Genomic DNA, 14025 nt, shown 5'->3' with positions numbered 1-14025 from the left:
CGAAACAACTACCATGTCAGCAATTACCGCAAGTATGGTCAACGAGCTCCGTCAACGCACGGGCCTCGGTTTGATGGACTGCAAAAAGGCTCTCGTCGAATCCGGCGGCGACCAGGAAGCCGCCATCGATCACCTGAAGAAGAACGGCGCGATCAAGGCAGCCAAGAAGGCCGGCCGCGAAGCCAGCGAAGGCACCGTCGCCAGCTACATCCACATGGGTGGCAAGGTCGGCGTGATGCTTGAGCTCAATTGCGAGTCCGACTTCGTTGCCAAGAACGAAGACTTCCAAAATCTCGCCCGCGACATCGCCATGCACATCGCTGCTGCTGCGCCTGTCGCTGTGAGCCGTGAAGACGTTCCTGCCGATCTCATCGCCAAGGAGCGCGAAGTTGCCGAAGCCCAGGCTGAAGGCAAGCCCGCTCAAGCCATCGAAAAGATCGTCGAAGGCAAGGTAAACAAGTTCCTCTCCACCGTAACGCTGCTCGACCAGCCTTACGTGAAGAACACCGACCAGACCGTTGGCGAACTCCTCACCGAGTCCATCCAGCGCATCGGTGAAAACATCAAGGTTCGCCGCTTCGCACGTTTCGCCATCGGCGAATAATCATGCGTCGCTTGATCGACTAATTTGCAGGCCTTCGCTCCTCTGGAGCGGAGGCTTTTTCTTTGAATGAGCGACACGCCCCCACCCCACATCATCGTTGTCGGCGCGGACCCGGCGGGGGTCTTTGCTGCGATCAGCGCGGCGACGAATAACCCCGAGGCGAAAGTTACGCTGCTGGCGGAAGATACGCTCCTGCCCACCTGGCGCAACAGCGAGCCCTTCTGCTGCGGCTTGACGCGCGAGATCTGGGACCCCGCCGAGTTGGTTTCCCACTTGGTCGCAGGCGAAAAGGAAATGATCGGCCCGTTCACCCGCTACGGGCCGGGCGACTTTGAAACCTGGCTCGAAGAGAACGGCCAAGCCCTCGACATCGATGCCGAGGGCCGTGCCCACATTAGCGGTGCCAATACCCAGGACATCGAGTCATTTTTCGTGGCTCAGCTCAAGGCCTGTAGCGTCGAAATCAAGGAGCAAGCGCCTTTGCGCGCAGTGGACGTCAAATCGACCGGCGGCTTCTGGATCACCCTGGCTGACGAGCGCACCTTACAAGCCGACCGACTGATCATCGCGGGCGGTGGCTTGATCAGCAGTCCGTTGCGGCGCGTCATCACCACCGACTTCAAGCACGACATCACCGAGTGCTTCCCTGCGTTGACCGGCTTTCAAACCGTCGACGACCCGCGACTACGCGGCATTACCGGTGCCCTTCCCGGCCAGCGGGAGCTACGCATCGGCGAAACGGATCGCGCTGCCACGGGCCGCATCACGCTGGAGCCATGGGGCGTCAGCGGACCCGCCACATGGGAGCTCTCCGCCCGCCAAACTGAATACCTGCACAAACTGCAGAATCGCTTCCCGCTGCGCATTAGCTGGCTGCCCGGTGGATCGCGCGCGGCGGCAAAACTGATCGACGAGCAACTCCGCCAATTCCCCAATGGCAAGATCGGTGCCCTGGAGCATGAGCGCTTGCCAAGCCGTTTATGGCATAACCTGCTCAACGCCGCCAAACTGGATACCGAGCAATCCTGGGATTCCCTGACTCCACCACAACGCTCGGCCCTCGTGCGCGAGCTGGCCAGCGGTGATTATGAAGTCGTCAAAAAGAAGAACGTGCGCGGCGTCAGCAGTGTGTTAGGCGGGGTCGCCAGCGAGCAGATCGACTTCCGGACCCTCGCCAGCCGACTCGTGCCAGATTTATATTTCGCCGGCGATGTGCTCAATGCGACCGCCGTTTCCCCGGAGTTGAATCTCCAGATCGACTGGACTACTGGCTGGATCGCGGGTGCCCAGGCGGCTGGTGACAATCAATAATCTCGGCCACAATGATGAGGCGCAAGTGCCTCCCAAAGGAAAAGGACGCCCACTGCTGAGCGCCCTCTTCCTTTTTAACCACTGCTTTCGCTTACGCGAAATTGTTCGTCAGGCAATCGCCTCCAACAAGTCGTCCTGCTTGTCGTCCGCAGTGTGGACGGCGGCAGCTTGCGAGGCACCGGTCATGTGCAGCATCAGCTTCATGGCGTTGACCACATCCTGCCCGGTGAAACGCTGCATCTCCATGGTGCGGGTCACCTTCTCGGCGATGGTGTAAGGCTTGGCCCAGTGGCGCAGCCAGTATTCTTCCAGATAGTGGGCGGAGGTCTTGCCGCGCTCGACCATCTCTTCGGAAAGGTCCTCGATCGGGTTGCCATCAAGGTTGATCGCGTCAAACGGAATACCGTGATCCGGCATGTCGCGAAGGATCGCTCTACGCACCTGATAATAGTGAGTGAAGCGGTTGCCCGACAAATTCAGGCGGAAACGGCGGGCACGGCGCACCACGAAGTAGATTTCTGGCGGGAGGCTTTCGAGCTGGAGGTTCGACAAGTCGACCTCGTAGTTGTCGTAGCGGGAGGCGTCGGTAATAATTTCCTGTAATCGGTATTTGGCGACCAGGTAGTCGCGCTGACGCTCCTGGTCCCAAGACGTGAAGGCATCGATCTCTACGAGATGAGTCTTGGCCGAGGGCGTTTTGAGAATTTCCAGAATCAGCGATTTGGGGGCTTGAGCCAGATAAAGCAGCTCGTCGACGGTCAGGTAGCGTTTTTTGTGTTTCATGATTCGATAAGGGGGATCGATAGTGAGATTAGATATTGGAGATCATTCAGCCTCCTCCGATGAAACTACCCTATCAAATCCCCCGAAAATCACGAAGTTTTATCCTGCTGAAGAAAACGTAAAACTCCAGTGACCAAGGGATATAAACCCCAATAAAGCCAGCGATATACAGTAGTTTTCCCAGAACGGCTCATTGAGCCTCGCCTAAGGACTCCAAATGGCCCTATTGCCATTTACAGCCTAACAGGCCTAACAGAGCAGCAGTGGGCAGCACATACCAGCGTTCTAGCTGGTTTTTACCGATTGCTGGCAATACGGAAGCGTTTTAAGCGCAAACATTTAGCGTAAAAAAGCTTGAACTTCGTCGCAAAATGCTGATTTTCTCTCGGCTTGCGTTAGAAGCCAGGCTACTTGCCGTAGTCTCGCTTCCACGAATCCAGCCACAACATATCGGCTGTTAACGGCACCTCCGGCGCGTCGCGGGAAGTGCGATTCCGAGCAATTTCGGAGTCCCGGCGTTCGTGAGAAACAATACACATACAATGGCTAGTTCCACCGCAATCGATAAAGACAAGATCATCGCTGAATACAAGACCCACGAGGGCGACACCGGTTCGCCCGAGGTGCAGATCGCGCTGCTGACCGCACGCATCGTCCACCTCACCGAGCACCTCCGCTCGCATCGTAAGGACTTCCACACCCGCCGCGGTCTGATTCAGATGACCAACAAGCGCCGCAAGCTGCTCAACTACTTGCGCCAGAACGATCTCGAGCGCTACAAGAACATCATTCAGCGCCTCGGCCTCCGCCGCTAAGGCAGCGTGCCGCTGCACCCAGAGTTTGGGCTACGCCCAATTGACTCATGGCTCACTGCCCTTTTCTAGATCGATCATCTTTTTAACCGCAATAGCGGGCCGGGTAACTCCGCGCCCGCTTTTTTATTGAACCCTCAATCCCCTCCCCAATGGAATTCGTAGCCATGCTCATTACTGCCCTCTGGGTTTTGTTTTGGCTAGGCATGGCTGCTTTAAACATCTGGCTCGGTTTATATGTCCTCCTCGACGCCAAAGCTTATGACGTTCGCAATGGACTTTTCCTCGCCAGCCCGTTCCTCTGGGGCTTCATTGTCTTGCTGACTGGAATAGTTGGTCTTGCCCTCTACTGGCTCGTTCACTACTCCACGCTGCGAAGATTTTCTGAAAAAACCCGATACTAAACACGTCTGCGACCGCGTCCGATCCGCCCGCCGACTCATCTAATAATAGATACATGAAACAAGAACATAGCGTATATATCGAATCGCTCGACATCACCATTGCGTCGGGCACCATCGCAAAACAGGCCAACGGGGCTGTTACCATCACTAAGGGCGAGACCACCTTGTTCGTCTCCGCCACTGCTGCCAACTCCCTGCGTTCTCCCGACCAGGACTTTTTCCCGCTCACCGTGGACTACCGCGAGCGCTTCGCCGCCGCCGGTCGCTTCCCGGGTGGTTACTTCAAGCGCGAAGGCCGCCCCTCCGAGAAGGAAATCCTCACCTCGCGCCTTTGCGACCGTCCGCTGCGCCCGCTCTTCCCGAAGGGCTTCCTCTTCGAAGTGCAGGTCATCGGCATCCTCATGAGCACCGACTTGGTCAACGATCCGGACGTGCTGATGGTCAACGCCGCTTCCGCCGCCTGCTTGTGCTCGGACATCCCGTGGCACGGCCCGATCGGCTGCATCCGCCTGGGTGAGATCGACGGCGAGTTCGTCGTCAATCCGACCCACGAAGAGATGTTCGAGTCTACTCTCGACCTGATCTACGTCGGTAACGAAAAGGAAATGATGATGATCGAAGGTTCCGCGGACCAGCTTCCGGAATCCCGCTTCATCGAAGCTCTGGAATACGCGCAAAACGCTATCCAGCCGCTCATCGCCGCTCAAAAGGAACTTGCTAGCAAGGTCGGCAAGAAGAAGAAGGACTTCGACCTCATCAAGGTGCAGGACGACGTGCTCGCGCTTTGCCGCGAAACCGTTGGCGAAAAGATGCAGAGTGCTGTTTTCCAGGACTCCAAGGTCGAACGCGGCAATGCCGTTTCCGCCCTCAAGGACGAAGCCGTCGCTGCCGTCAAGTCAGCTGGCCTCGTCGAGGAAGACATGGTTGGCCCGCAGATCAACATGGCTTTCGAAGTTCTCCAGGAAGAGCTTTACCGCGAGAATATCCTCGTGAACAAGAAGCGCGTTGACGGCCGCGGCCCGGACGACCTACGCAGCATCCACTGCGAAACCGACGTCCTCCCTCGCGTGCACGGCTCCTCGCTGTTCCAGCGTGGTGAGACTCAGGGCATCGTTTCCCTGACCCTCGGCACCAGCAAGGACTCACAGGACCTCGACGCCCTCACCGGCGGCGTGAAGAGCAAGAGCTTCATTCTTCACTACAACTTCCCTCCGTTCTCCGTGGGCGAATGCGGCCGTTTCACCGGCCCGGGTCGCCGCGAAATCGGTCACGGCGCACTCGCCGAGCGTTCCTTGCTCGCCGTTCTGCCTGGTGAAGATGAGTTCCCTTACTCGATCCGTCTGGTTTCCGACATCTTCGAGTCCAATGGCTCCACCTCGATGGCTTCCGTCTGTGGCGGCACCCTGTCCCTCATGGACGCTGGTGTTCCGATCACTGCCCCGGTTGCCGGCATCTCCGTGGGTCTCGTGACCCGTGGTGCCGAGGAAGGCAACATCACCGAAAGCGTCATCCTGACCGACATCATCGGCGCGGAAGACCACTTTGGCGACATGGACTTCAAGATCTGCGGCACCAAGGAAGGCATCACTGGCTTCCAGCTCGACCTGAAGATCAAGGGCATCCCGATGGAACTCGCCAAGCAGGCTATCTACCAGAACAAGATCGCCCGCGACAAGATCCTCGACATCATGACCGCTTCCATCGAAGCGCCGAAGCCCGAGCTCAAGCCTTACGCTCCTCAGATCGAGCAAGTGCAAATCGATCCGGAAAAGATCGGTGCCCTCATCGGCCCCGGCGGCAAGAACATCAAGCGCATCACCGAAATCACCGGCGCGCAGATCGACATCAACGAAGACAACTCTGGCCGCGTGCTCATCTTCGCCAACAACAGCGAGTCCATGCAGCGTGCGATCAACGAGATTGAACTCGTCACCGCCGAGATCGAACCGGGCAAGACCTACAAGGGCATCGTCCGCGCGATCAAGGAATTCGGCTGCTTCGTCGAATGCCTCCCCGGCAAGGAAGGCCTCGTCCACGTTTCCGAACTGGCTGAGTTCCGCGTCGAGAAGGTGGAAGACGTCTGCAAGCTGGGCGACGAAATCCTCGTCAAGTGCGTCGGCATCGACGACAAGGGCCGCGTGCGCCTATCGCGCCTCGCAGCTCTCTGCGAAGCCCAGGGCAAGCCTTACGAGCCGAAGGGCCGTGACAGCGGCGGTGGCGGTCGTGACCGTGGTGGTCGTGACGGTGGCCGAGGCGGTCGTGGTGGCCGTGACGGCGGCCGTGGTGGTCGCGGTGGTCGTGACGGTGGTGGCCGTGGTCGTCGTCGTGACGATAACGACGGTGACTCCGGAGACGACAACAAGCGCGAAGAAGCTTCCTCCGAAGCGTAAGCGCCTGCCTCCAGATACTTTCAAACCGCGTCCTTTACGGGACGCGGTTTTTTATTTGCCAAAGACCCTTTATAAAAATAAATTTTAATTAATTAAATCAGCACTAAGACATTCCATACGACACATGAAAATCACCCATAACGTCGCTTTAGTCATCGCTGGCACCTTACTCATCGCGCTCCCGATACTGCATACGATGTTTCTTGAATACCAGTTGGTATCCCTAATGAAGCAGACCCAACAACCAGCAAATTTGAATTCAAGCTTATCGAGTACTTACGGCTGGTGGTGCCTTGGCATTGGCGCGAGCATGATCGGCGTAACTCTGCTTCCGCTGCTTGCACAATCCGAGGCGCAAGGCGCGGGAAACAGACAAGTCACAGGGAGCAGCTGAATAAACTCAGGGCCTGGCAATCATCACCCCTAAACTCGGCTAAAGTTCCTTTCGCCGCGGTATCGAATCCGACGCACCTACCCGTGTCACCGCGATTCCGGCTGCGTGGCAAGCGATAGTCAGCGCCGATTGCGCTTCGCTACCGGCTAGTATTTCAGCCAAAAAGTAGCCAATAAAGGTGTCGCCCGCCGCCGTGGTGTCTACGACGTCAACTGGCTCCGCCACTTGGCGAATGACTTCGGCGCCACGAAGCAGTTGCGCGCCTTCGGCACCAAGTGTCAACAGGATGTCTGCCCCCGGGTAGCGCTTGCGCAGCGCAGTGCCGACGTCAGCAACGCCTGCCCCGGCCAGCGCCTCCGCCTCAGTCTCGTTGAGGATAAACAAGTCCACCAATTCCAGAGGGAACCCGTGAACGGCGTCAGTCATTGGAGCTGGATTGAAGGCAATTTTCAGCCCGCGCGCTTTGGCCAGGCACATCGTTTCGCCGACGGCGTTGGTCTCATTTTGCGTCAAAAGCCAGTCGCCGGCCCCATAGCCCTGTAAGGCCAATTCGATGGCAGCCTTACTGATGCCATGGTTCGCCCCCGCGTGTAAAACAATGGCATTTTCGCCGCCGCTCGATATCTGAATCATGGCATGGCCGGTCGCCTCGGAGCCAACGCTCACGTGCTCGGTGCTCGCACCATCGCCCGCGAGCTGCTTGAGCAGCCATTCGCCGTCCTGGCCGATACAGCCCAAATGCGCGACCGGCGCACCCGCCCTGGCTAGCGCGATCGACTGGTTGAACCCCTTGCCACCCGCAAAAATCTGATAGTGCCTACTGGCCAGCGTTTCGCCTGGGCGGACGAAATGATCCACTGCATAAACGTGGTCTATGTTAATCGAGCCGAGGTTGAGGATACGAGACATACCCGTAGTTTGCGCACACATTTTACGACTGGCGAACCAGAATCTGCGCAATTGCTGAACGTATAAACTTAACGCGTTCAGTAATTTCACCCGAGAAAGTATTTTACGTTGGAGCCAACATCGCGATGCTTAACTACCATGAACCCCGAACTCCCATTAGAAGAACATCAGGCCGATATCTGCGTCGTCGGTGGCGGCATGGCCGGCCTGATCGCCGCCGTTTCCGCCGCCCGTCGTGGCAGCTCCGTAATCCTCGTCCATGACCGCCCCGTGCTCGGCGGCAACGCGTCATCCGAGGTCCGCATGTGGATTTGTGGCGCGCACGGTGCCAACATGAAGGAGACGGGTCTTCTGGAAGAAATTCAACTGCGCAACCGGCGTCGCAATCCGCAGGGTCTTTACAATGCGTGGGATTCCGTTCTTTTTGAATACGCCAAGATGACCCCCGGGCTGACCACCTTCCTGAACTGCACGTGCAATAACGGCATCATGGAAAACGGTCAGCTGCGCTCCATCGACGCCTGGGAAATGCCGTCGCAAACCTGGCGACGCATCACTGCCAAGCTTTTCATCGACTGCTCGGGTGACTCGATTCTGGCTCCGCTCTCGGGTGCCGAAACCCGCACCGGCCGCGAAGCCCGAGAGGAGTTTAACGAGTCCCTCGCCCCCCTACGCAGCGACTTGAAAACCATGGGCAACACCATCCTGATGCAGTTGGAGGAGACGCCCGAGCCGCAGCCTTTCAGCCCGCCGAACTGGGCCTACTATTTCGGCGACGATTCCAACCTGCCCTCACGCCTCGGCAGTGGTCTGGGCAACAATTTCTGGTGGCTCGAACTCGGTGGCCTCAAGGACACCATCGCCGATTCCGAAAACATCCGCGACGAGCTGATCAAGGTCACTTGGGGCGTCTGGGACTACATGAAGAACCGCGGTCCGCAGGCCGAGAAGCTCACCAACTGGCGACTCCGCTGGATGGGAGCCCTACCCGGCAAACGCGAGAATCGCCGCTATATGGGCGAGCATGTGCTCACGCAAAACGACATTTCCGCCGAAGGAAAATTTGATGATATCGTGGCCTACGGCGGCTGGTCGATGGACGACCACCACCCGGCTGGCCTCTATTATCCGGGCAAGCCTACGCTGTTTCACCACGCGCCGAGTCCATATGGCATTCCGTTCCGTTCACTCTACTCGCGTAACGTACCAAACTTGCTCTGTGCTGGCCGAAACATCTCTGCCACACACTGTGCGATGTCTTCTACCCGCGTCATGGCCACGTGTTCGATCATGGGGCAAGCCGTTGGTACTGCAGCCGCACTTTGCGCGACAAAATCCGTCCTGCCACGCGACATCAAGGGCCAACTGCTCAGTGAGCTCCAGCGTCAACTTACCGAAGATGACTGCTGGCTCCCCGGCCACGCCAAGCCATTGCCCGAAGCCATGAACAGCGCCAGCATCACCGCCTCCAACGGGGCCGCGACCGATGCCCTCCGCGATGGCCACGAGCGCATCATACAAGGTGAAGACCACGCTTGGGAAGGCGCGGCGGGCGATTCTATTTCCATCGAGTGGAGCGCCGCAACCGACATCGATTGCGTGCGACTGGTCTTTGACAGCGACCTGAACGATCCCAAGAAAATGCCGGTGCTCTACCCGCATGGCCGTGCCCTCGAAACCATGCCCAAGCAGTTGGTCAAGGCGTTCCGCATTGAGGCGCAAACCGCCGATGGTCAGTGGGAGACCTTGCACACCACGGAGGACAACCAGCGCCGCCTCGTCGTGCTACCCGTCAAGCAAAGCGTCCGCGCGCTGCGCTTTACCGGAGATGCTGCCTGGGGCGATTCGCCGATTCGCGTGTTCAGCTTTGAAGCTTCGTCGGTCGCAATCCCACTCAGCACCGATCCTGCGGATGGCAAGAGCTGGCGCGAAGTGATGGACAGCATCAATCCGGATGACATGAAGGAGCCCGATCACGGCCTGGAAAATGCCTCACGCGGCCAAAGCCGGGTCGGCGCTTAATTGCGCGACGGAGACTTAAACGGCTTGCCCGTCACGGAATCGATCTGAATCGAGAGCTCCTCGATTTGGATACCGGTAAAATTTTCCACCTGCCGGATGATGTAGTCGCGCAGGTCGGCACAGGTTTGAATGGCTTCCTGCCCAAAAGGCAGGGAGACCTTCATCTGGATGCGAAAGCCTTCGGGCGTCTCCTTGATCTTGATTTTGCGGGCGGTCAGCTCGGGGGCCTCCTCCAGCATGCAGTGGAGGATCATTTGCGTGAGCGCCGTTTCTGAAATCGTAATGGAGCCCTTCGGGTTAAAGCGCGGGCGGACAACGGTTTTGTCGTAAGACTTGTTCTGCGTCAGCTTGCACATGCCGCGCTCAAACCACACCTTGAGCGAGCGTGCCCAAAGCTTGGGGTAAGCCTGCTGAATCTCAATCACCGGGATGGGGATCACGTGTTTGCCCGAGCTGCGTTCGCGCTGCGCGGTCTCGATCTCATCGCGAGTCGCAATGTCCTCAATGCGCAGGATTTCGCAGGGCTCCGGCAGGCCGAGGGTCAGGCAGTTACGGCGGACCATTTTTTCGCTCGTTCCCAGCAGCAGCACGCCATCAGCCTTCAATTCACGCAGGGCAACTTTCATCGCATCACGGTGCTTCACGTCGTGAAACATCGCCGTTTTAACGGCTGCCATATATGTGCTCTCCCGCTTGGCGGAATGACCGGCGATGATCTTACCGCGGTGGATCAGCAATCCGTCGTCAATGATCGCACCAATGCGGCGCGAGTCAGCGATCAGCCGAGCGCGGAAGCTTTTACCGGTCCCGGCCTTGCCCACCAGCGCATAGACCTTCATGCCGCGCAGTCGCCACTTGGTCTGATCCAGGGCGCGCTGAAGCTGAGTGACGAAACCACTTTTTCGCATTTCCTGAAGTTTGCCGCTGAAAGTCTTTTTGTCCACTTAGTGTTAAAAGTATCAGATACGTTGATCGACATCAATCGCAGTTCCAATAATATGTTTTCGCAAATCATCTGACATGCATCCGGGGGCAATTTCAATCCGCCCCCGCTTTATCTCCGAGTGATTGCACTTAATCAGCCCCTAATTTCCTTCTCACGCTGATCAATTTGCCCACCGCGTCGACCTATGATACGCCACCTCCAGCCGGTGATGCCCTTTGAGTAACGCCGCTCCTTGTGAACGCCCAATAACGCAAGGCAACCGCCTTTACGGGTTGCCAAGCGCTTCGCGTTGTTGCCCGACACCGTCTACTATCTCATCGAGAAGCAGACGGCGCGGATAAAGACATTAATGAGGAATCACGATGAAGCAGACGCTCATGATCAGCGTCGGGATCAGCGCGCCCAGCAGCAAGCCCATCGGGTTGATGCCTCCATCGAAATACTTGTTGAGGATGCTTTGACCAGCTGGATTCGGCGCATTCGCAATCACCGTCAGACCACCGCCGGTCACCGCGCCAGCAAGCACCGCGTATTGCAGGCTTTGCGCGTAGGCCAAATCGGCCCCTTCCTTGACGGTTTGCACCCCATGGTGGATTTCCACCGGGCTGAACGCCGGCACCTGTGAGGCCAGGAAGGTAATCGCGGCATTGTCGTTAAACGCAGTCAGGACCGTGGCCATGCAGAAGAGCGCAGTCTCACCCATGCTGGAGAGCACCGGCGCGATCCACCAACCCTGCAACCCGCCATGGATCACGAGGCCCGCAAGGAAGAAACCCACTAGCATCGGGCTCTTGATGTTCAAATCATACTGGTGGTGCTCGGTCGCCTTAGTGAAACCGAGGAAGAACAGGAATGCGCCCACGAAAAATGGCGGATGGTGCAGCGTAATCACCGTCCAGGCCAGGAAGCCGAGGTGCACCAGAATGACCCAAGCCGGTACGGGCTCTTCGACTTCCTCATCGCCCTCTGCAACAATGCCATGACGCAGTGCGCTGAGTTCCTTGCGGAAAATCATGAAGTAGAGCGAATTCGCAATGAGGATACCGAGGATCGCACGCCAGCCAAAGTGCGTGAACATAAAGGGCATGTCATAGCCCCACGGCACGGCGACCATCAGCACCGGCGGCGCGGCAAAGTGCGTCAACGTGCCCCCCACGGAGATGTTGACGAAGAGCAAACCGAGCGTTGCGTAGCAAAGTTTCTTGGAGGGCTTGAGCTTGTAAAACTGTTGGCCGAGCAACATCGCAGCAATCGTCATCGCGGCAGGCTCCGTAATAAAGGAGCCAAGCAATGGAGCCACGGTCATGATGGACAACCACCAGGCCAGCGGCGTGCCCTTGCCGAGATTCGCAAAAATGCGCAGGCAGGATTCGGCGAACTTCACCACCGGACGCGTCGAGGCGATCGCCATAATCACGACCACGAAAATCGGCTCCACGTAGTTACGCGAATCAATGTAGGCCACCGCGTCGCTCCAGCCGTGCGCCGGGGCAAAAACAATCGCCAGAAACAGCGGCACCACCCAGATACCAAAGATCGCCTCCACTTCTCCGAGGAAGTGAAACAGTGTGGCCTTGAACGAAACCGGCTCCTTGCCAGCGGGGTAATGCTTACCCTCTTTCTTGAGCTTTTCCTGATGCTCGTGCTCGTAGTGGTGCGCCATCTTGTTGAACTTCGCGCACATGAAGGTATGCGCGACGGCGAGCAGGAAGATCACCGTTGCCACGACGTTGAAGGGGTTCTCCTTGGCGCGGTGCATCAGGGTTTCGCCAAGGGTTAGCTGCTCCACGCCTTTCTCGGCGGCCATCTCCTCCTCCTGGTCCATGTAGGTGGAGAGTGGCGTGGGGAAATTGCTCGGTTCAGCGCCTTGGCCACCGCCTCCTGCCGCCAAGGCGGCTGGGGCTGCGAACAGTCCCATGAATGCAAAAAGTAAGAATGTAGCTAAGCGTCGCGTATTGGTCATTTCTAAATCAAGTTTGGGGTAGGAAAGCATATTCCGGGGCAATGTCCAGACTGACCGGCGAAAATCGACCCCGACGCACAATCGGGGGCATTTTTCTCAAAATATCAGGCAATGAATGCCTCGCAGGGTGGGCAAAGTCCCGATTTTTGCAAAAGCCTTGTTCTGGATTTGGCAAAATCAGGTAAAACCGGGCCCGCTAAAGTTTTGCCATTTGACCCTATATCCTTCTATATTAATCTGCCGTTTAGTTACATCGAACTATGCAGACGAGGCGCTCAGCTAACATACCGTGCAACCTACACAGGGGTCTGACCCTGACGGAAGTCATGATTGCCATGGTAATCTTTGTCATCCTGGCGGGTGGCATCATCGGGGCTGTGTTCACCGTGCGCGCCGATGCGGAAAACAATCTCTACGAGTCGGCCGCGCTCAATGTGGCGATCAGCTTTCTGGAGCAGCTAAAAAGCATCGAAACGGAGGCACTGCTCAACCCGCCGGTGAATGGCGAAGGTGAGAAATACCACACGTTCTTGATCGGCTTTGGCGAGAACTTCAACCTGCCGCTGTCCAAAGACACCGCGGTGCTGGTGCCGATTATTTCCAATGCCGACGGCACGGCCAAGAAAGAGCTCGAAGTCATCATCAATATGCAGGTGGACGAAGCCACGGATTTCGACGGTTTCTGGTTTGAGGTGGACTACACCTGGAAACACCCGACCACGAAGAAAGAATACTCCGGCGAAGTGCGCAGCTTTAACTGCGAAAAAGTCTCCACCTACTAGGGGCCATCATGAACACGCAGATGCAACACACCACACGTTCCAAGGCGCGCCAGGGATTTACGCTCACGGAAATCATCTTTTCCGTGCTGCTGGTCGCGCTGTTGTCCGTCGGCATGATGACGTTCATGCTCGACGTCGCGCGGGGGGTATTCTGGGGCACGGAAAAATCCGAGATCTCCGAGGATGTCCGCAGCTTTACCATGCGCCTGGCCGCTGAGACCCGCTCCTCCAACGCCGCCATTATTTACTCGAGCTTTGCCACGGAAGACCGCAACTCCGGCGGTGATCGCCGCGACGACGGCCAAAGCGGCGACTGCCTGGTGCTCGCCACGCTTCAGCCCCACCCCAATGCGGACGACCCGGAGCACTACACCAGCGTGATTGTTTACTTCCGCAAAGCATCCGATGACGAAGAGGACGGTGCCGGGCCGGTGTATCGTCTGGCTTGGTCGGCCGAGGATTCGAGCGACTATGTAAATGCCAGCGATACCTCCATCGAACAAATGCTGACCAAGCTGGCCGCAGATGATTCGGGTGATTACCCAATCGTGATTGAGCTTTCACGCGGCATCGCCAACGGCCGCTTATTTACCAACTACCAGCAAGGCAAGGTCACCGTGGTCAACGGAGAAATCCTGCATGGCAATAATGCTCAGGAAGTGACCAACACCTATAACCTGTCCATTTCACCGAGAGGATAAAGCT

General features: G+C 57.5%; 13 protein-coding genes. 9 read left to right on the top strand and 4 right to left on the bottom strand.

The annotated features are described in order from the left end of the window. Nucleotides 1–13: 13 nt before the first annotated feature. Nucleotides 14–604 (top strand): translation elongation factor Ts, encoded by a 591-nt coding sequence (gene tsf, locus O3S85_RS14450; protein WP_269541264.1) that lies wholly within the window; start codon nt 14–16, stop codon nt 602–604. 66 nt (nt 605–670) lie between these two features. Further along, nucleotides 671–1915 (top strand): aminoacetone oxidase family FAD-binding enzyme, encoded by a 1245-nt coding sequence (locus O3S85_RS14445; RefSeq protein WP_269541261.1) that lies wholly within the window; start codon nt 671–673, stop codon nt 1913–1915. A 108-nt stretch (nt 1916–2023) separates the two neighbouring features. Here the strand turns inward: O3S85_RS14445 and O3S85_RS14440 are convergent, their stop codons facing one another. Beyond that, entirely contained in the window at nt 2024–2698 is a 675-nt protein-coding gene (locus tag O3S85_RS14440; RefSeq protein WP_269541258.1) for a hypothetical protein, read from the bottom strand. Between the two features lie 560 nt (nt 2699–3258). Here O3S85_RS14440 and rpsO point away from each other — a divergent pair. The 4 genes from rpsO to O3S85_RS14420 all read left to right on the top strand — a co-directional run bounded on the left by rpsO (nt 3259) and on the right by O3S85_RS14420 (nt 6698). Next, complete coding sequence (rpsO, locus tag O3S85_RS14435) at nt 3259–3513, top strand: 30S ribosomal protein S15 (RefSeq protein WP_343218953.1); 255 nt, start codon at nt 3259–3261, stop codon at nt 3511–3513. A 149-nt stretch (nt 3514–3662) separates the two neighbouring features. After that, complete coding sequence (locus O3S85_RS14430; RefSeq protein WP_269541252.1) at nt 3663–3914, top strand: hypothetical protein; 252 nt, start codon at nt 3663–3665, stop codon at nt 3912–3914. Between the two features lie 53 nt (nt 3915–3967). After that, the gene (locus O3S85_RS14425; RefSeq protein WP_269541250.1) at nt 3968–6304 is read left to right on the top strand and encodes a polyribonucleotide nucleotidyltransferase; all 2337 of its coding nucleotides are present in this window, start codon (nt 3968–3970) and stop codon (nt 6302–6304) included. 124 nt (nt 6305–6428) lie between these two features. Continuing rightward, nucleotides 6429–6698: a hypothetical protein gene (locus O3S85_RS14420; protein WP_269541247.1), complete on the top strand. Its 270-nt coding sequence runs from the start codon at nt 6429–6431 to the stop codon at nt 6696–6698. Between the two features lie 39 nt (nt 6699–6737). Here the strand turns inward: O3S85_RS14420 and O3S85_RS14415 are convergent, their stop codons facing one another. Continuing rightward, nucleotides 6738–7607 carry a ribokinase gene (locus O3S85_RS14415; RefSeq protein WP_269541245.1) on the bottom strand — a complete coding sequence of 290 codons (870 nt, stop codon included), beginning with the start codon at nt 7605–7607 and terminating at the stop codon, nt 6738–6740. 138 nt (nt 7608–7745) lie between these two features. Here O3S85_RS14415 and O3S85_RS14410 point away from each other — a divergent pair, with 138 nt between their 5' ends. Further along, nucleotides 7746–9629 (top strand): FAD-dependent oxidoreductase, encoded by a 1884-nt coding sequence (locus tag O3S85_RS14410; RefSeq protein WP_269541242.1) that lies wholly within the window; start codon nt 7746–7748, stop codon nt 9627–9629. Here O3S85_RS14410 and O3S85_RS14405 read toward each other — a convergent pair. Together O3S85_RS14405 and O3S85_RS14400 are read right to left on the bottom strand one after the other, a co-directional pair. Beyond that, nucleotides 9626–10573 carry a hypothetical protein gene (locus O3S85_RS14405; RefSeq protein WP_269541239.1) on the bottom strand — a complete coding sequence of 316 codons (948 nt, stop codon included), beginning with the start codon at nt 10571–10573 and terminating at the stop codon, nt 9626–9628. The two genes, O3S85_RS14410 and O3S85_RS14405, sit on opposite strands and share 4 nt — an antisense overlap. Nucleotides 10574–10921: 348 nt before the next feature. Beyond that, the gene (locus tag O3S85_RS14400) at nt 10922–12493 is read right to left on the bottom strand and encodes a putative Na+/H+ antiporter (RefSeq protein WP_269541236.1); all 1572 of its coding nucleotides are present in this window, start codon (nt 12491–12493) and stop codon (nt 10922–10924) included. Nucleotides 12494–12798: 305 nt separating this feature from the next. Here O3S85_RS14400 and O3S85_RS14395 point away from each other — a divergent pair, with 305 nt between their 5' ends. Both O3S85_RS14395 and O3S85_RS14390 read left to right on the top strand, forming a co-directional pair. Beyond that, nucleotides 12799–13320 (top strand): type IV pilus modification PilV family protein, encoded by a 522-nt coding sequence (locus tag O3S85_RS14395; RefSeq protein ID WP_269541233.1) that lies wholly within the window; start codon nt 12799–12801, stop codon nt 13318–13320. 8 nt (nt 13321–13328) lie between these two features. After that, nucleotides 13329–14021 (top strand): PulJ/GspJ family protein, encoded by a 693-nt coding sequence (locus tag O3S85_RS14390; protein ID WP_269541231.1) that lies wholly within the window; start codon nt 13329–13331, stop codon nt 14019–14021. Nucleotides 14022–14025 lie beyond the last annotated feature (4 nt).

The sequence above is a fragment of the Cerasicoccus sp. TK19100 genome (assembly GCF_027257155.1).
Taxonomy (GTDB): Bacteria; Verrucomicrobiota; Verrucomicrobiia; order Opitutales; family Cerasicoccaceae; genus Cerasicoccus; species Cerasicoccus fimbriatus.
Note: the sequence above shows the minus strand (reverse complement) of the source record. Positions and strands in the feature narration are given on the sequence as shown.